General features: G+C 43.6%; 17 protein-coding genes. 16 read left to right on the forward strand and 1 reads right to left on the reverse strand.

The window, feature by feature from the left end; all coding sequences use genetic code 11:
• The first annotated feature begins 40 nt into the window (after positions 1-40).
• The 9 genes from gpmI (at position 41) to ilvC (ending at position 9683) form a co-directional block, all read left to right on the forward strand.
• Positions 41-1579, forward strand: coding sequence for a 2,3-bisphosphoglycerate-independent phosphoglycerate mutase (gpmI, locus tag OCV72_RS09330; RefSeq protein WP_006427594.1), 1539 nt, complete (start codon positions 41-43; stop codon positions 1577-1579).
• 128 nt (positions 1580-1707) lie between these two features.
• Positions 1708-2394, forward strand: coding sequence for a response regulator transcription factor (locus tag OCV72_RS09335; protein ID WP_055193756.1), 687 nt, complete (start codon positions 1708-1710; stop codon positions 2392-2394).
• Positions 2391-3410 carry a sensor histidine kinase gene (locus OCV72_RS09340; RefSeq protein WP_055283410.1) on the forward strand — a complete coding sequence of 340 codons (1020 nt, stop codon included), beginning with the start codon at positions 2391-2393 and terminating at the stop codon, positions 3408-3410. The genes OCV72_RS09335 and OCV72_RS09340 overlap by 4 nt, the downstream gene beginning before the upstream one ends.
• Positions 3411-3506: 96 nt before the next feature.
• Entirely contained in the window at positions 3507-4346 is an 840-nt protein-coding gene (locus OCV72_RS09345) for an ABC transporter ATP-binding protein (RefSeq protein WP_022415546.1), read from the forward strand.
• Positions 4336-6402: an ABC transporter permease gene (locus OCV72_RS09350; RefSeq protein WP_055283412.1), complete on the forward strand. Its 2067-nt coding sequence runs from the start codon at positions 4336-4338 to the stop codon at positions 6400-6402. The genes OCV72_RS09345 and OCV72_RS09350 overlap by 11 nt, the downstream gene beginning before the upstream one ends.
• A gap of 16 nt (positions 6403-6418) precedes the next feature.
• Positions 6419-7117 (forward strand): TraX family protein, encoded by a 699-nt coding sequence (locus OCV72_RS09355; protein WP_070099632.1) that lies wholly within the window; start codon positions 6419-6421, stop codon positions 7115-7117.
• Positions 7118-7210: 93 nt separating this feature from the next.
• Positions 7211-7882, forward strand: a complete 672-nt coding sequence (locus OCV72_RS09360) for an HAD family hydrolase (RefSeq protein ID WP_081021045.1) — start codon at positions 7211-7213, stop codon at positions 7880-7882.
• Positions 7883-8013: 131 nt separating this feature from the next.
• Positions 8014-8535 (forward strand): acetolactate synthase small subunit, encoded by a 522-nt coding sequence (gene ilvN, locus OCV72_RS09365; protein ID WP_022415542.1) that lies wholly within the window; start codon positions 8014-8016, stop codon positions 8533-8535.
• A 128-nt stretch (positions 8536-8663) separates the two neighbouring features.
• A complete protein-coding gene (gene ilvC, locus OCV72_RS09370; RefSeq protein ID WP_006427586.1) occupies positions 8664-9683 on the forward strand; it encodes a ketol-acid reductoisomerase in 1020 nt (339 codons plus the stop codon).
• Positions 9684-9838: 155 nt separating this feature from the next.
• Here the strand turns inward: ilvC and rpsT are convergent, their stop codons facing one another.
• Positions 9839-10102, reverse strand: a complete 264-nt coding sequence (gene rpsT / locus OCV72_RS09375; protein WP_028085796.1) for a 30S ribosomal protein S20 — start codon at positions 10100-10102, stop codon at positions 9839-9841.
• Positions 10103-10288: 186 nt separating this feature from the next.
• On the opposite strand from rpsT, the gene gpr reads away from it, so the two are divergent.
• The 7 genes from gpr to nusA all read left to right on the forward strand — a co-directional run bounded on the left by gpr (position 10289) and on the right by nusA (position 19678).
• Positions 10289-11308 (forward strand): GPR endopeptidase, encoded by a 1020-nt coding sequence (gpr, locus tag OCV72_RS09380; RefSeq protein ID WP_028085795.1) that lies wholly within the window; start codon positions 10289-10291, stop codon positions 11306-11308.
• A 66-nt stretch (positions 11309-11374) separates the two neighbouring features.
• A complete protein-coding gene (locus OCV72_RS09385; protein ID WP_242859247.1) occupies positions 11375-12595 on the forward strand; it encodes a stage II sporulation protein P in 1221 nt (406 codons plus the stop codon).
• 128 nt (positions 12596-12723) lie between these two features.
• Entirely contained in the window at positions 12724-14646 is a 1923-nt protein-coding gene (locus tag OCV72_RS09390) for a DNA gyrase/topoisomerase IV subunit B (RefSeq protein ID WP_028085793.1), read from the forward strand.
• Between the two features lie 15 nt (positions 14647-14661).
• Positions 14662-16902 carry a DNA gyrase/topoisomerase IV subunit A gene (locus OCV72_RS09395; protein WP_028085792.1) on the forward strand — a complete coding sequence of 747 codons (2241 nt, stop codon included), beginning with the start codon at positions 14662-14664 and terminating at the stop codon, positions 16900-16902.
• Between the two features lie 5 nt (positions 16903-16907).
• Positions 16908-17744 (forward strand): NAD(+) diphosphatase, encoded by an 837-nt coding sequence (gene nudC / locus OCV72_RS09400; protein ID WP_055283417.1) that lies wholly within the window; start codon positions 16908-16910, stop codon positions 17742-17744.
• A gap of 237 nt (positions 17745-17981) precedes the next feature.
• Positions 17982-18449: a ribosome maturation factor RimP gene (rimP, locus tag OCV72_RS09405; protein ID WP_028085790.1), complete on the forward strand. Its 468-nt coding sequence runs from the start codon at positions 17982-17984 to the stop codon at positions 18447-18449.
• A 29-nt stretch (positions 18450-18478) separates the two neighbouring features.
• Complete coding sequence (nusA, locus tag OCV72_RS09410; RefSeq protein ID WP_055283420.1) at positions 18479-19678, forward strand: transcription termination factor NusA; 1200 nt, start codon at positions 18479-18481, stop codon at positions 19676-19678.
• Positions 19679-19693 lie beyond the last annotated feature (15 nt).

Genomic DNA, 19693 nt, shown 5'->3' on the forward strand with positions numbered 1-19693 from the left:
GCTGTAAAAGTGATATTTAAGACGAAAGGTGATATTAAAAATGAGTAAGAAACCAACAGTACTTATGATCTTAGATGGTTATGGACTGAATGAAAAGACAGAAGGTAATGCAATTGCTATGGCAAAAACACCTGTTATGGATAAACTGATGTCAGAATATCCATGTGTAAAAGGAAATGCCAGCGGACTTGCAGTAGGACTTCCGGACGGACAGATGGGTAACTCAGAAGTTGGTCATATGAATATGGGTGCCGGACGTATCATTTATCAGGAACTGACAAAGATCACAAAGGCAATTGAAGATGGTGTATTCTTTGAGAATAAAGCACTTCTGGCTGCATGTGAGAATGCCAAGAAGAATGATTCTGCACTGCACCTGATGGGGCTGGTATCTGACGGTGGTGTTCACAGCCACATCGGACATATTTTCGGCCTTCTGGAACTGGCTAAGAGACAGGGACTTGAGAAAGTATACGTACACTGCTTCCTTGACGGTCGTGATACACCACCGGCTTCAGGAAAAGAGTATGTAGAGCAGTTAGAAGCTAAGATGAAAGAAATCGGCGTAGGAGAGGTTGCGAGCGTTTCCGGACGTTATTATGCAATGGATCGTGATAACCGCTGGGATCGTGTAGAAAAGGCTTACAAGGCACTTTCAGCAGGCGAAGGCGAGACAGCCGCTTCTGCAACAGAAGGAATCCAGGCTTCTTATGACGCAGATGTAACGGATGAGTTCGTAGTACCATTTGTAGTAACAAAGGACGGCGCACCGGTTGCAACGATCAAAGAAAATGATTCCGTAGTATTCTTCAACTTCCGCCCGGACAGAGCAAGAGAGCTCACAAGAACATTCTGTGACGACAGCTTTGACGGATTTGACAGAGGAGACAGAATCAAGACAACATTTGTATGCTTTACAGAATACGATGCTACAATCGAAAATAAACAGGTCGCATTTGTGAAAGAAGAAATCACTAATACATTTGGTGAGTTCCTTGCAAAGAACGGCAAGAAACAGGCACGTATCGCTGAGACAGAGAAGTATGCTCACGTAACATTCTTCTTCAATGGCGGTGTAGAGGAACCGAATGAAGGGGAAGACAGAATCCTTGTAAAATCTCCAAAGGTTGCTACTTATGATTTGAAGCCAGAGATGAGTGCATATGAAGTATGTGATAAGCTCGTTGCAGCAATCAAGTCTGATAAGTATGATGTTATCGTAATTAACTTTGCCAACCCTGACATGGTAGGTCATACTGGTGTGATCGAAGCTGCTGTAAAAGCCATTGAAGCAGTTGACGAGTGTGTAGGAAAGGCTTACGAAGCATTAAAAGAAGCTGACGGACAGATGTTCATCTGTGCAGATCACGGTAATGCGGAGTACATGATCGATGAAGAGACAAAAGAGCCATTTACAGCACATACAACCAATCCTGTACCATTCATCCTTGTAAACGCAGATCCTGCATACAAGTTGAAAGAAGACGGATGCCTGGCTGATATTGCTCCTACACTGATCGAACTGATGGGTATGGAACAGCCGGCTGAGATGACTGGAACATCACTGCTTGTGAAATAATACAAACATATTCAACGTATGTTATATGCTATAATGAACAGATTGTGGAAAATGCAAAAGCGTATTTTCTACAATCTGTTCTGTATTTATCAGTATAATTATAAAAGGAACATCATGAGGAGAACGACATGAAGATTGTTATTGTAGAAGATGATCCGGGTATCCGAAAGGAATTAAAACAGCTCCTGGAAAATGCTTTTTATGAAGCAGAGATAATCGAAGAATTTAAAGATACGGCAGAGCAGATATGCAGCATGATACCGGCACCGGATCTGGTACTCCTGGATTGGAATCTTCCGGGGGAAAGCGGCTTTGACATCTGTACGAAGCTGAAAGAACATTCAGATATTCCAATCATATTTCTGACCAGCCGGACAGATTCCATGGATGAACTGACCGGAATCTTGAAAGGGGCAGATGATTATATCACAAAACCGTTCAATCCACCGATTCTGCTGGCAAGAATAGGAGTAGTACTAAAAAGAACTACTGATAAAAATGCAGAGAAATCAAGGGGTAATGCCTTGAACATGGAATATAAAGGTGTAATCCTAAATGTTGTGGGAGGCTGCATAGAGCATGAAGGAAAAAAGACAGATCTTACGAAAAATGAGTTGAAGATCCTGCACCTTCTATATCAGAAAAAGGGTGAGATTGTTCCGAGACTGGATATGATCGAATATCTGTGGGACAATGAAGTCTTCATAGATGACAATACATTAAGTGTGAATGTTACAAGACTCAGAGGAAAACTGGCTGACATCGGAGTGACGGATTTCATTGAGACAAAACGGGGAATGGGGTACCGCATATGAGATTTTCGGAATATATAAAAGATAAGATTCTGATATGTCTGCTGCACCTCCTGTGTATGATATTACTGATGGGGTTCTTCTATATTACAGGGTATAACAGAAACGCAGCTGCACTGATTCTCATTTTCTGGTGGATCATCCTTGGGATATGGATTGTGACAGGATATTATCGCAGGAAGAAATATTTTGACAGGGCAGAACATATTCTGGAAAATGTAGATCAGAGATATCTGCTTGGAGAATTGCTGCCAGCTTCACCATATCTGGAAGATCGGATCTACCGGGAGTTGATCAGACGATCGAATAAATCTGTGATCGAACGGATCCGTATGCTTGAAGATGAACAGAATGATTATCGGGATTATATCGAAAGCTGGGTGCATGAGATCAAAGCACCGATTACCAGTATCCAGCTTGCGTGTGAGAATCATAAAGACGAAGTGACCAGACAGATCGGTCTTGAGAATCAACGGATTGAAAATGACGTAGATATGGTTCTGTATTATGCCAGAATGGAAAAGGTATACAAAGACTATATGATCGAAGAGACAGACCTTGGGAAGGCGGCTTCTGAAATTTTGATAAAAAATAAGTATTATCTAATTAGTAACGGAGTGCGCGGGGAAGTGGAGTGCCCTGATCTTGCGTATACCGATAAAAAGTGGATCCTTTTTATACTGAACCAACTCATGCTGAACAGTGTGAAATATAAAAGTGAGAATCCAAAGGTCCATCCGTATATTCATATTTACACGGAAAGGTACGGTCATGGTGTCCGGCTGATCGTAGAAGATAACGGAACCGGAATACGGGAAGAAGAGATGTCCAGAATTTTTGACAAAGGTTTTACCGGTTCCAATGGAAGAAATGGTAAGAAATCTACGGGGATGGGGCTTTATCTGTGCAGACGGCTGTGTGAAAAGCTTGGAATTGCCATCGAGGCGGAATCTGTCCGTGGTGAAGGCACGAAGATGATCCTTACATTTCCGGTCAGCAGTTATCTTTCAAAAATGTAAGATAACTGAAAGATACATCGATACATCTTTCTGGTCCGGACGGGTAAAGTAGAGATGAAAAAGAGTATTACAAAAAGACCGGAAAGGATGATATGGATGAGAAGAATAAGAAAGCATGGCAAGACAACAGAGAAAAAAACAGACAGAATCCTGGCAGGAGGCAGAATCCCGGATGGAGAGATCCGGGTATGTGATGTGGAAAAATATTACGGAAGTGATACGAACATCACCAAAGCGGTAGACAGGGTAAGCTTTTGCGTCCAAAAAGGAGAATTTGTGGGAATCATGGGAGCATCGGGTTCCGGAAAGACAACACTTTTGAATATGCTGTCTACGATTGACCGTGTGACTGCAGGGCATATATACTACGGAGAAACGGATATTACAGAGTTGAGTGATGAGGCACTGGCGGAATTTCGGAAAGACAATCTTGGATTCATATTTCAGGATTACAACTTGTTAGATACACTTACGATAGAAGAGAATATTGTGCTGGCAATGACGCTGCACAGCAAGAGTAAAAGAGAGATCCAAGAGAAATGTGATCACATATTGAAGCTGCTTGATATCGAAGAAATCCGGGATAAATTCCCCTATCAGGTATCCGGGGGCCAGAAGCAGCGTTGTGCCTGTGCCAGAGCGATGATTCATCGTCCGAAACTGATCCTCGCAGATGAGCCGACCGGTGCGCTGGATTCCAGAGCGGCACAGATGCTGCTCGAAACATTCCGCAAGATGAATCATGATATGCACTCTACGATCCTCATGGTTACACATGATGCGTTTTCAGCCAGCTACTGCAGCCGTATTCTTTTTCTGAAAGATGGAAAGATATTCCATGAACTGGTAAGAGGAGTGGAAGAAAGGCGGGAATTTCTGAATAAGATCCTGGATGTATTATCTCTGACAGGAGGTGAACTGTCAGATGTTCGGTAAGCTTGCACTACGCAATGTCAGGCGTTCCGCCAGAGATTATCTGGTGTATGTGCTGACGATGACATTTGTGGTATCATTGATGTTTGCATTTAACAGTATCATTTTTTCGAAGGATCTTCAGAAAATGTATGAAATGGCAGCGATAATGGCAGCGATGATCGGTATTGCCACATTCTTTATTGTACTGATCGTTGCATGGCTGATCAATTATATGGTACGGTTCATGCTGGAAAAAAGGAGCCGTGAATTCGGTATCTATCTGTTGATCGGAATGAATAAAAAGGAAGTGTCCGGGCTTTATATGAAAGAAAATCTGCTGCTCGGTGTGTGTTCCTTTGTGATAGGACTGGGCCTTGGAATGTTGCTTCAGCAGGTGCTGCTCGTTGTCCTTTATAGTGTCATACAGGTGGAACTAAGACCCCATCTGGAATTCAATGGATATTGTTTCCTTATGACTGTGTGCTGCTTTGCAGGATGTTATCTGCTGGCACTGTTCCGGTGCAGCCGGAAATTCCGCAAGATGAACATTCATGATCTGATGAGAGAAAATCAGAAGAATGAGGAATTAAAAGAAAAGAATGAAAAAATAAAGCGGTTATTACTGCCGTTTTCCATTCTGTTCATCTTTGCGTTCGGTGTCTGGATACTGAGCGGAAATATACAGTCGCCGGGAGGGGCAGCAGTATTTCTGACGGGTCTGTTTATTACAATGTATGTGTTTTATACAGGGCTTTCCGCATGGATCATCTGCTATGTGAAGAAAAAAGGAAATGCGGTCTACCGGGGGCAGAATCTGTTCCTGCTGCGTCAGTTTGCATCTAAATTGAAAACGATGCGGTTTACCATGGGAACACTTACGGTGCTTTTTATGGTCGCATTTCTGGGGTGCTCGGTTGCATTAATGTTTACGGACTGGCAGAATCAGGTTTTAGAGATGAAATTTCCATTTGATGTACAGGTGAACAGTCAGAATCCGGAATATGATTTTGCAAAGGAATTGGATATTGTCGGAGAAGAAGCTGGTGTAAAGGATTCGTGCGTGTACCGTATTTATGAAAATCATACGAACACAATGAATACATGGCTGTATACACATCTGCGGTATTTTGGAGATGAGTACCGCAGAGAAGACGGAACACCGGATGAGAAAAAGATACGTAAAGGTTCCGATGATGATGCATATTGCAGATATGATACATATATGGGGCTGAGTGATTACAATCATCTGAGAAAAATGCTGGGATATTCCACGGAAACGCTTGGAAAAAATGAATATATCCTTCAGATGAAGCAAAGAGTGTATAAGGAAACCGGAGATTTTACGGATGACGTGAAGCTTCAGGACCGAGGAGAGACACTGACCTGCAGGAAGATCTGCACCGAATCATTTTCGCAGGACGGACATAACGGCGGTGATTATATCATCGTTGTGCCGGATGAACGGATACAGCAGATGACACCATACTATTCGGAACTTGCGGTAAGTGTGAAGAAAAAAGTACCGGATAACCTGCAGAATAAGCTGGATGATCTGTCAGATAAACATGATTATGCCGGTCATACATACATGGAAGAAGACGATGATAATGTATGTTATGGTACGGATACCATTGTCACATATGCTGCGGTGAATCTTGTGCGGGAAAATGCATCGGCTGAGGTCAGATATATGATGAGTTGTATCACATTCCCATGTATGTATATAGGGCTGGTATTTTTGTGTATTGCATTGACGGTGTTGTCGGTACAGCAGCTGAGTGATTCGGCAAAATATAGATTCCGCTACCAGGTGCTTTCGAAAATCGGCCTTGGAAGACGCGAGATCCAACAGACCGTATTCCGTCAACTGTCCGGGTATTATCTGTGTCCGGCAATCCTTTCGGCAGTGATCAGCGGGATCATAGCGGTGTATATGGGTGCCGGATTTAACTTCTATACAGGAGTCAGTACACCGGTGTTACAGTATTTTGCAATTTCATTCGTCCTGTTCTTTGGCGTATATGTAGTTTATTTTGGAGCGACCTATGTCGGATTTATCAGAAATATCGAAGAATGAAAATGGAGAGGGAAGTATGAGTAGAAATGCAATAAAATATCTGGCAATGGCAGCTATGTTCTGTAATCATTTTGCCTATATATTTTTAAAAGAAGGCAGTACAGGGCAGGAAGTTATGGTTGATATCGGGTATTTTACAGCCATTACTATGTGCTATTTCCTTGTGGAAGGATATCATTACACAAGATCTGTAAAGAACTATGCACTGCGGCTGCTTGTATTCGGGATCCTTTCACAGATCCCCTTCATGCTGGCATTGAAACAGACGAACCTGAACATGATGTTCAGCCTTCTTCTATGTCTGGGAGTGGTGTGGGTTGCAGATCATGTAAAACATAAAGGGGAGAAAATGCTATGGCTGTGCGTGCTGGTAATCTGTTCGCTCTGGACGGACTGGGCACTTCTGGCACCGGTATTTACGATGCTGTTTGCAAATGCATATGGGGACAGGAAAAAAGTATCACTGGCATATGGAAAAGCAGTGGGACTCTTCTTTCTGTTGAATGTGTTGTCATACAGGGCGGACTACGGGCTGGAGAGTGCGCTCATACATTCTGCATGTGCCTGTATCGGGCCGGCAGCATCGGGAGTGGTTATACAGTGTATGTATAATAAAGCAGATAAAACAGCACACGGCTGGGAAAAATGGTTTTTCTACGGATTTTATCCGGTGCATCTTCTGCTTCTCTGGATGATACAGTTTGCAAAAGTATAGAGGGAACGGTTATAATAATACCGGGGTGTGACGGATGCAGAAAAAACGCAGAAGGACGGCTCCGGTATTTTTTGAAGCAGGCAGGTAGAGAATATGGAAAAAGAAAAGCTTGATAAAATGTATGATATCTGTTTCTTTGATCTAGATGGCACGATCATCGATTCTTCACCGGGAATTACGAATTCGGTGATGTATGCGCTGGAGAAATTCGGAATTGAAGAGACCGAACGGGAAAAATTATATAAATTCATCGGTCCGCCGCTTACTGATTCGTTCGCCAGATTCTATGGATTTGACGATGAGAAAAGCTGGAAGGCGGTGGAGTATTACAGGGAATATTATCAGGATACGGGAATTTTTGAGTGTTCGGTGTATCCCGGATTTGAAAAATCATTAAAGGCATTGAAGGCAGCAGGAAAAAGACTTTTTGTTGCGACGTCCAAACCGGAAGTATATGCGAGAAGGATCATTGAACATTTTGACCTGGATCAATATTTTGAATATGTGGCAGGTATGGAACTGGACGGAGGCAGAGGCAGTAAGGCAGAGGTGATCGGATATCTGATCGATACCTGCCAGATGCAGGATAAGAAGAGGATACTGATGATCGGTGACCGTGAACATGATGTGCTTGGGGCAAAGCAGGAAGGGCTTGACTGTATGGGGGTATTATACGGATTCGGCAACCGTGAAGAACTGGAAAAAGCAGGCGCAGTATACATTGCCGGGACGCCGGAAGACATTGCCGGGATCATCCTGAAATGATGCGGTAATCCTGCATTTTGTGAAAAATGTAAAAATATGGGTGCCAATACTTGACAAAAGAAGAAGTAGTTGTTATTATAAAAAAACAGAACGCACTCTGTTTTTTATAAATGATAGAAAAGAGGTGCAATATGCAAAGAGTATTTTCATTATTGGTAGACAATAATCCCGGTGTATTAAGCCGTGTATCCGGACTGTTCAGCAGACGAGGATACAGTATCGACAGTATAACTGCCGGAGTTACGGCAGATCCGAGATTTACCAGAATTACCATTGTGGCCAGCGGAGATGAGCTGATCTTATCGCAAATCGAAAAGCAGGTCAGAAAGCTGGAAGATGTCATTGAGATCAAAGTACTTCAGCCGGAAGATTCGGTATATCGTGAACTGATCATGGTGAAGGTTCGGGCGAATAAGACGGAGAGAACGGAGATCATATCTGTGGCGGATATATTCCGTGCGAAGATAGTTGATGTAGAAAAGGATTCCCTGATGGTGGAACTGACAGGAAATGGTTCAAAAGTAGATGCGTTTCTGGAACTTCTGGAAGGTTACGAGATTCTTGAACTTGCAAGAACAGGTATTACCGGATTACAGAGAGGAATCAAGGATGTAACAGTCATTGATCAGGAAGGAAACATCAACACATTATAATTGATATATTATAATGGACAAACAGTAACACATTTTAATCAGACATTAAACAGAGACGAGCCCGGTGGAAGGGCGACCCCTTGTTTAAGAAAATAAAAAATCATTTATTTTTTAGGAGGTATGCTATAATGGCAGCAAGAATTTTTTATCAGGAAGATTGTAATTTATCAGTATTAGAGGGACAGAAGATCGCTATCATCGGTTATGGTAGCCAGGGACATGCACATGCTCTGAACTTAAAAGAGTCCGGATGCGATGTTATCATCGGTCTTTACGAAGGAAGTAAATCATGGGCAAAAGCAGAAGCTCAGGGATTTAAAGTATACACAGCAGCAGAAGCAGCAAAACAGGCTGATATTATCATGATCCTGATCAACGATGAGTTACAGGCTGATATGTACAAGAAAGACGTTGAGCCGAACCTTGAAGAAGGTAATATGTTAATGTTCGCTCATGGTTTCAACATTCACTTTGGATGTATCAAACCACCAAAGAATGTAGATGTAACAATGATCGCTCCTAAGGCACCGGGACACACAGTAAGAAGTGAGTACCAGGCTGGAAAAGGAACACCTTGCCTTATCGCTGTAGAGCAGGATGCTACAGGAAAAGCATGGGATCGTGCACTTGCATATGGTCTTGCAATCGGTGGAGCAAGAGCTGGTCTTCTTGAGACAACATTCAGAACAGAGACAGAGACAGACCTCTTCGGTGAGCAGGCAGTACTTTGCGGTGGTGTATGTGCACTTATGCAGGCTGGTTTCGAGACACTTTGCGAAGCTGGATATGATCCAAGAAACGCTTACTTCGAGTGTATCCATGAGATGAAACTGATCGTAGACCTGATCTATCAGTCAGGATTCGCTGGAATGAGATACTCTATCTCTAACACAGCTGAATATGGTGACTATGTAACAGGACCTAAGATCGTTACAGCTGAGACAAAGAAAGCTATGAAACAGATCCTGACAGACATCCAGGACGGAACATTTGCAAAAGACTTCTTATTAGACATGTCTCCAGCAGGACGTCAGGTACACTTCAAAGCTATGAGAAAACTTGCTTCAGAACATCCATCAGAGAAAGTCGGAGCAGAGATCAGAAAGCTCTACAGCTGGAATGGAGAAGACAAACTGATCAACAACTAATCAGATCTGTAAGAATACGATACATACAAAAAGGATATGGCATCAGCCATATCCTTTTTATTATGGACTTTACGGTTGGATTTATAACAAAAAGCCCGGATCATTGACGGGATGATCCGGGCTCGAAATTTGCAACTCGAGTTTAATCTCTATTATTAAGCAATTCCGTTAACAGCTTTTGTCAGACGGGAAATCTTTCTAGAGCATGTGTTTTTGTGGTAAACACCCTTGCTTCCAGCTTTGTTGATTTCAACGATTGCAACTTTTAATGCTTCTGCAGCAGCAGCGGCATCTTTCTTAGCTACAGCTGTTTCAACTTTCTTTACGCAAGTTTTTACTTTAGACTTGATTGCTTTGTTTCTAGCAGCTTTTGTTTCGTTTACTAAAATTCTTTTCTTTGCAGATTTGATATTAGCCAATTTGTCCACCTCCGATATCAATGTATTTCGATTTTTATAATTCGATTTCCAGTTCGTTAGAGCCGGACACGGACGATCTAACGAAACATACGAATTTATTTTAGGACATGAATTAGATTCTGTCAATACATATTTCTGAAAATATTGGAAAAACTAGTATTAATTTAAGAAAGGATGGAGAAAACGATGGTGGAAAAGTATACGATCCGGACGGATCTTGCGATGGAGCAAAAAGAACGGTTTGAATCAGATCATGTAGAAGTGTCCGGCGTTGTACTGGAAGAAGAATACGATGAAGAGAGGGAGATTAAGATTACAACCGTCAGGATTGAAACGGAGAACGGGGCGAAGATGATGGGAAAACCGGTGGGAACATATCTTACATTGGAAGTCCCTGATATGGCATCGGCAGACGATGGATATCACAGAGAGATATCAGAAACTCTGGCAGGATTTTTGGAAAAATATGTGGAAAATGAGGAAACGAAAAAAGAGCATTCGAAAGAAAAGGGATGTTCGATATTGACAGTAGGGCTTGGTAACCGTGAAGTGACGCCGGATGCGTTGGGACCATATGTGGTAGATCAGTTGAATATCACCAGGCATATGGTACAGGAATATGGAAGATATGGCGTAGAAGAAGAAAGCCGGATCGTAAGTGCAATCGTTCCGGGAGTGATGGCGCAGACAGGGATGGAGACGGCAGAGATTGTGCAGGGAGTCGTAAAGGAGACAAAGCCGGATATGATCCTGGTGATTGATGCGCTGGCGGCAAGAAGCAGTAAAAGACTGAACCGGACCATACAGATCTCGGATGCCGGGATCCATCCCGGAGCGGGTGTGGGGAATCACAGAAGCGTGATCACGAAAGAGACGATGGGAATCCCGGTGATCGCGATCGGTGTTCCGACGGTAGTGGATGCCGCAACGATTGTAAATGACACGATGGAGAATTTTATTGCGGCACTGGAGACGTCGGAGAATTTGAAAGGGGTAGGTGTCGTATTGCAAGGATACAATTCTGCGGAAAAATACGAACTGGTAAAAGAACTGATCGCACCACATCTGAACGGAATGTTCGTAACACCGAAAGATATCGATGAGACGATAAGAAGGATCAGCTATACCGTCTCGGAGGCATTGAATCTGTTATTTTCAGGAAAAGCAGGGGAATCAGAAAAAAAGAAGAAACAGCATAGAAAGTGAGATGACTGCATACCTTACCTTTAGAAAGTAGAGCGTAAGATTAACAAAATATCGGGGTGTGCAGGTGTGAAAGAACAAGACATGCAGAGCAGATGCAAAAAATATATACAGCATGCGGTGAGGATCATTGCCGGATGTTTTCTGATCTGTATCATGAAAGAAACAGGTGTCGGAAACGGAATAATAAATGGAAGGGTTTTTGCAGAAAAAGGGAAACAGGAGATTGCGGACGGTGCTGTCAGAATGATGCTGCCGGCACTTGTCTATGCGGCAGAAAAGGATCAGACGGATACTCCGTCAAAGGATCTGGCATGGGCAGTGATGCGGTGGTTATGGCCTGCCGGTGCATTTATGACAGAACAAGGGAAGGAAGAGACGGCCGGCGAAGATTCCAGGACGTATGCCATGATACTGGAAAAACAGGAAAATGATGAGAACGCCGTAGATAAAAATGGCAAACTGATCACACAGAATCCGGATACAGAGGAGAAGGAGACATGGAAAACACCAGTGGTAAAAGCAGATATTTCCATGGAAAAGCTAAGAGATTATGAATATCTTATGAGTCATTTCTATACCGTGGACAGCAGTACTATGGCAGATGAGGGACTGATTAATGCAGATAAGCTGATGGGAAAAGATATGAAATTAAATCCGGATACAAAAGGGGCTAAAGTCCTGATCTACCACACGCATTCCCAGGAACAATTTGCAGATTCTGTTCCGGGAGATGCCGGTACATCAATTGTGGGAATGGGGACGTATCTGTCTGAACTTTTGAATCAAAAGTATGGAATATCCACATATCATCACGAAGGGGTATATGATCTGGTGAATGGAAAACTGGATCGGAGTAAGGCGTATCAGCTTGCAGAGCCGGATGTGCAGAAAATACTGAAAGAGAATCCGGCTATCGAAGTTGTGATCGATCTTCACCGGGATGGCGTGGCGGAAGGGACGCACCTGGTGACAGAGATAGACGGTAAGCCGACGGCGCAGATCATGTTCTTCAACGGGCTCAGCAGGACGCGGGCAAATGGAAATATCAGTTATCTGTCCAACCCATACCTGGAAGATAACCTGGCATTTTCCCTGCAGATGGAGATTGCAGCGGCAACATATTATCCGGGATTTGCCAGACACATTTTTCTACGTGCGTACCGTTATAATATGCATTTCAAGCCAAAGACACTTCTGATCGAAGCCGGAGCGCAGACCAATACAGTGGAAGAGATGCGCAATGCGATGGAGATTCTTGCAGAACTTCTGCATCAGGTGTTGTCTTGATTCAAAAATATTTTTATGATAAGATATTCAAAGTATGGAAAAATCTGTATGATCCTTATGAATAATATATGACAGAATAGCTTTCGGCATTTTTCATACGGATGAAACGGAGAAAGGATATAGAAAGAATGGCGAAAAAGAATACATATGATGCGGGCAGTATCGCGATCCTGGAAGGACTGGAAGCGGTAAGAAAAAGACCCGGAATGTATATAGGAAGTGTTTCTACCAAAGGCCTGAACCATCTGATCTATGAGATCGTGGATAATGCGGTGGATGAGCACCTGGCTGGATACTGCAACGAGATCCATGTGACACTGGAAAAAGATGGATCAGCAACGATCGCAGATAACGGACGTGGTGTGCCGGTAGACCTTCATGCGACCGGCGTATCGGCGGCACGTGTGGTATATACGACACTTCATGCGGGCGGAAAGTTCGACGATTCGGCATACAAGACCAGCGGGGGACTCCATGGTGTCGGTTCCTCTGTCGTAAATGCATTGTCAACTTATATGGATGTACAGATCAGCAGGGACGGATATATCCATCATGACAGGTATGAACAGGGAAAACCGGTGATCGAACTGGAAGACGGATTATTGCCGACGATCGGAAAGACAAGAAAGACCGGAACGAAGGTGAATTTCCTTCCGGATGATACCATATTTGAAAAGACAAAGTTCAAAGCAGAAGAGGTAAAAAGCAGGCTTCATGAGACAGCGTATCTGAACCCGGATCTTAAGATCGTGTTCGAAGATAAGAGGGGAGCGGAGCCGGAACAGGTCATTTATCATGAGCCGGATGGAATCCTTGGATTCATCCGCGAACTGAATCACAAAAAAGAAGTCGTGCATGATCCGGTGTATTTCAAAGGGGAAGCAGAAGGCATCGAAGTTGAGGTGGCTTTCCAGTATGTCAATGAGTTCCATGAAAATGTGCTTGGTTTCTGCAATAATATCTATAATGCAGAGGGAGGAACGCATCTGACCGGATTCAAGACGACGTTTACGACAGCAATCAACCAGTATGCAAGAGAACTTGGAGTTTTGAAAGAAAAGGATGCGAATTTTACCGGGGCGGATATCCGTAACGGTATGACTGCAATCGTATCCATCAAACATCCGGATCCGAGATTCGAAGGACAGACCAAGACAAAGCTTGATAACCCGGATGCGGCGAAAGCCTGTAGTAAGGTGACGAATGATGAGATCATCCGCTTTTTTGACCGGAATCTTGAGACCCTTAAGAAGGTGATCGGATGTGCAGAAAAGGCGGCAAAGATCCGTAAGACGGAAGAACGTGCGAAGACCAATCTGCTGACAAAGCAGAAATACTCATTTGACAGTAACGGAAAGCTTGCCAACTGTGAGAGCCGTGATGCGTCAAAATGTGAGATCTTCATTGTGGAGGGTGATTCTGCCGGAGGTTCTGCAAAGACGGCCAGAGACCGTATGTTCCAGGCAATCCTGCCAATCCGTGGTAAGATCCTGAATGTGGAAAAAGCAAGTATCGATAAAGTACTGGCAAACGCAGAGATCAAGACAATGATCAATGCATTTGGCTGTGGATTTTCCGAAGGATACGGAAATGACTTTGACATCAGCAAACTGCGTTATGATAAGATCATCATCATGGCTGATGCGGACGTGGATGGTGCCCATATCTCGACACTGCTCCTGACGTTGTTCTACCGCTTTATGCCGGAACTGATCTTTGAAGGACATGTCTATATTGCGATGCCGCCTCTTTACAAGGCGATGCCGAAGAAGGGCGAAGAAGAGTATCTGTATGATGACAAGGCACTGGAAAAATACAGAAAGACACATGACGGTCCATTTACCTTGCAGAGATACAAAGGTCTTGGAGAGATGGATGCGGAGCAGTTGTGGGAGACTACCCTGAATCCGGAGACTAGGATCCTGAAACTGGTAGAGATTGAAGATGCAAGAATGGCATCCGGTGTAACCGAGATGCTGATGGGATCGGAAGTACCGCCGAGACGTTCCTTTATCTATGAGAATGCGACGGAAGCGGAACTTGATATATAGAATAGGAGAGAGAAAATGCAGGATTCACAGATCGTCAGAACCGAATATTCGGATGTGATGAAAAAATCATATATTGATTATGCGATGAGTGTAATCATTGCCAGAGCCCTGCCGGATGTAAGAGACGGATTAAAACCGGTACAGAGACGTACACTTTATGACATGCATGAACTGGGAATACGGTATGATAAACCGTACCGTAAGTGTGCGCGTATCGTCGGAGATACCATGGGTAAATATCACCCGCATGGGGACAGCTCCATCTATGATGCACTGGTGGTCATGGCACAGGAATTTAAAAAAGGGATGGTCCTTGTAGACGGACACGGTAACTTTGGTTCGATCGAAGGAGACGGTGCAGCGGCAATGCGTTATACCGAAGCGAGGCTTGCGAAGATCACGCAGGAAGCATATCTGGCCGATCTGGACAAGGACATTGTAGACTTTGTGCCTAACTTTGACGAGACAGAGAAGGAACCGGCTGTACTTCCGGTACGTATTCCGAACCTTCTGGTCAACGGTGCGGAAGGTATTGCGGTCGGTATGGCAACTAGTATTCCGACACACAATCTAGGTGAGGTTGTGGACGGAGTGAAAGCCTACATGAAAAATGATGAGATCACGACCCGACAATTAATGAAATATATCAAAGGACCGGACTTCCCGACAGGAGGAATCGTGGTCAATAAGGACGACCTGCCACAGATATACGAGACAGGAACCGGAAAGATCAAGATCCGCGGAAAAGTTGAAGTGGAAGATGTGAAGGGCGGAAAGAAGCGTCTGGTTATCACAGAGATCCCGTATACGATGATCGGTGCGGGAATCGGAAAATTCTTAAATGATGTCTGCAATCTGGTGGAGACCAAGAAGACAACGGATATCGTAGACATTTCCAACCAGTCATCCAAAGAAGGCATCCGTATCGTCATCGACCTGAAAAAAGGTGCAGATGTAGAAAACCTGACCAATATGCTTTATAAGAAGACCAGACTGGAAGATACTTTCGGAGTAAATATGCTGGCAGTTGCAGACGGAAGACCGGAGACTATGGGCCTGAAACGTATTATTGAGGCACATGTAGACTTCCGGTTTGACATGGCAACGAGAAAATATAATACACTGCTGAAGAAAGAACAGGATAAAAAAGAAATCCAGGAAGGCCTGATCAAAGCGTGTGATGTAATCGACCTGATCATTGAGATCTTAAGAGGAAGCCAGAGCATAAAAGATGCAAAGGCATGTCTGGTGAACGGTGAGACGGAGAATATCAAATTCAAGTCTTCTATTTCAAAAAAAATGGCAGGAATGTTAAGGTTTACAGAGCGTCAGGCAACTGCGATCCTGGAAATGAGGCTCTATAAACTGATCGGTCTGGAGATTGAAGCACTTCAGAAAGAGCACGAGGAGACACTTGCGAAGATCGCAAGATATGAAGATATCCTGAACAATTATGATTCTATGGCAGCTGTCATCATGGAAGATCTGGACCGTATCAAGAAAGAATTCGCAAGAAAGAGACGTACGGTTGTAGAGAATGCAGAAGAGGCTGTGTTTGAAGAGAAGAAAGTGGAAGAGCAGGAGATCGTATTCCTGATGGATCGTTTCGGATATGCAAAGACGGTTGATGTCAGTACGTATGAGCGTAATAAAGAGGCAGCAGATAATGAAAATAAATACATCCTGCACTGCATGAATACCGGCAGGATCTGTATTTTTACAAAGGATGGGAAGATGCATCAGGTGAAAGTGATGGATCTTCCATATGGAAAATTCCGTGATAAAGGACAGCCGATCGACAATATCAGTAATTACGACAGTACACAGGAAGAAATTGTATATATCTGTGATTCCGAACAGATGCGGTATGCGAATCTGTTGTTTGCCACAAAGCAGGGCATGGTCAAGAAGGTTGGCGGAAGCGAATTCCAGGTAACAAAACGCACCATTGCGGCAACGAAACTTCAGCCGGAAGATGAAGTCGTGAATATCAGGGTGGTGACGGAGAACCAGCATATTGTACTGCAGACGGCAGATGGATTTTTCCTGCGTTTTCCGGCAGCAGAAGTTACGGAGAAGAAGAAAGGTGCGATCGGAGTGCGGGGTATCCGCTTGAAAAAAGACGATGCATTGACGAATGTATACCTGTTTGAAGAGGGGACTGAGTGTAAGATTTCATACCATGAAAAAGAAGTCACCCTGAACCGTCTGAAGCTTGCAAAACGAGATGGTACAGGAACAAAGTACAGAGGGTAAACGATATGATACAGAACATTGAACCACATGTATATAGAAATGAATATGTCCCGGAGCCGCCAAAGGAAGATAGCGTGATCTTGTATTATGAAGGAAGAAAGATTCTGGTGAAGCTGGAAGATCAGGAGATTTCTTTCCTGACATTCAAAGAGGCTGCAGTCTGTTATCCGGATATCTATGAAGATTATACGTATCTCTTCTCGATTGACGGACAGGGATACTATCTGACGGATGGAATCGACCCGGCAGACTTTCCGGGGTTTGAACTGAAGGATAATCAGTATTTCCGCAAGGCCAGACCAAAGTACAGACAATTTGCCGCAGTGACAGGATGGCAGCTTTACCGCTGGTATCAGTCACGGAAATTCTGCGGCCACTGCGGGCAGCCTATGGTACATGACGACAAAGAACGCATGATGCGTTGTCCGGATTGTGGAATGATGGAATTTCCGAAGATATGTCCGGCGGTGATCATAGCTGTCACACATGGAAATAAGATCCTGATGTCGAAGTATGCGGGAAGAGAATACAAAAAGTATGCACTGCTCGCAGGCTTTAATGAAACGGGTGAATCCATTGAGGAGACGGTAAGGCGTGAGGTCATGGAAGAAGTCGGACTGAAGGTAAAGAATCTGCGGTATTATAAGAGTCAGCCGTGGTCCTTTACCGATACACTGCTGATGGGATTCTTCTGTGAACTGGACGGGGAAGACGGTATCACGCTCGATACCGATGAACTTGCCATGGCAGAGTGGTTTGAAAGGGAGCAGATGCCGGTAGAGGCCGAAGATCTGAGCCTGACAAATGAGATGATGATGGCATTCAAACATGGAAAAATGTAAAAAATATGCAAAATCCCTTGATTTTGCAGAAAAACGGTGCTATAGTTAATTTAGTTACATAAATCAACCGGCAGAAGAGTGGACATATCGTTCACTCTTCTTTGTTGCATATCAAAGTATGCAGCAGAATCTGCCAGTGGCAGATCCTGCAGATAAGCAGGTGAAAAGCATAAATGAAAGAAGATCGGCTGATTGTATAACGTAGATAAATAAGGTCTGCATAAGGAGGATTTTAGATTGTCAAAAAGAGAAATGTATGAACAGAAAACAGAAGAGATCCTGCTTCCGATCGTGGAAGAGTATGGATTTGAACTGGTGGATGTCGAATATGTAAAAGAAGGAAGTAACTGGTATCTTCGTGCATATATTGATAAACCGGGCGGAATCGGAGTGAATGACTGTGAGGCTGTAAGCCGCAGACTTTCCGACATTTTGGATGAGAAAGATTATATCGAAGATTCCTATATCCTGGAAGTCAGTTCACCCGGACTTGGCAGACCGCTGAAGAAGGAAAAGGACTTCAGGAGAAGCCTTGGAGAAGAAGTCGAGATCAGAACCTACCGCATGATTGACAGACAGAAAGAATTCACCGGAATCTTAAAAGATTACGATGAGACAACGGTTACGATCGAGATGGAAGATGAGACCGAGAAAACATTTGAAAAGAGCGAGATCGCACTGATCCGATTAGCGTTTGATTTTTAAACGGCATGGATAAGCAAGGAGGAAAGACCATGAATACAGAATTATTAGAAGCGTTAAATATACTGGAGAAAGAGAAAGATATCAGCAAAGAAACACTGTTAGACGCCATTGAAAATTCACTGATGAATGCCTGTAAAAACCATTTCGGCAAAACAGATAATATCAAACTGATCATGAACAAAGAAACATGCGAGTATCAGTTATATGCTGAGAAAACAGTTGTGGAAGAAGTAGAAGACAAACTGGAACAGATCAGTCTGGAAGATGCAAAAGAGATTGACAGCAAGTTTGAACTTGGTGATATCGTGCATATTCCGATCGAGTCTAAATCATTCGGACGTATTGCAACACAGAATGCCAAGAACCTGATCTTGCAGAAGATCCGCGAAGAAGAGCGTAAGGTTGTATACGATCAGTATTTTGAAAAAGAAAAAGATATCGTAACAGGTATTGTGCAGCGTTATGTCGGAAAGAATGTCAGCATCAACCTTGGTAAGGCGGATGCTATGCTGACAGAGAACGAACAGGTAAAAGGCGAGGTATTCAAACCGACAGAACGTATCAAATTATATGTGGTAGAAGTAAAGAATACGACAAAGGGACCAAAGATCCTCGTGTCCCGTACACATCCGGAACTTGTAAAACGTCTGTTTGAATCAGAAGTTACAGAAGTGAAGGATGGTACCGTAGAGATCAAGAGCATTGCAAGAGAAGCGGGAAGCAGAACAAAAATTGCCGTATGGTCTAACGATCCTGATGTAGATCCGGTCGGAGCATGCGTCGGTATGAATGGAGCCAGAGTCAATGCGATCGTCAATGAGCTGCGTGGGGAGAAGATCGATATCATCAACTGGAGTGACAACCCGGCTATTCTGATCGAGAATGCATTAAGCCCGGCAAAGGTTATCTCTGTAATGGCTGATCCGGATGAAAAGACAGCCAGCGTTATCGTTCCGGATTATCAGTTATCTCTGGCAATCGGTAAAGAAGGACAGAATGCAAGACTTGCAGCAAGACTGACAGGATATAAGATCGACATCAAAAATGAAACGCAGGCAATCGAGTCCGGAGAACTTCCGGAAAACTACATGGAATTAAGCGAGGGCGTGTACGAAGAAGAGTATGATGACGATGCAGAAGAATTCGATGTAGAGAACACGGCAGATGCTGAATATGATGAAGACGACACAGAGATCACATTCGACGAAGTTGAGGACACAGAGGAATAGGTGATAATTCGTGGG

Origin of the sequence: Dorea amylophila, from assembly GCF_025567265.1 — a bacterium.
Lineage (GTDB): Bacteria > Bacillota > Clostridia > Lachnospirales > Lachnospiraceae > Dorea_A > Dorea_A amylophila.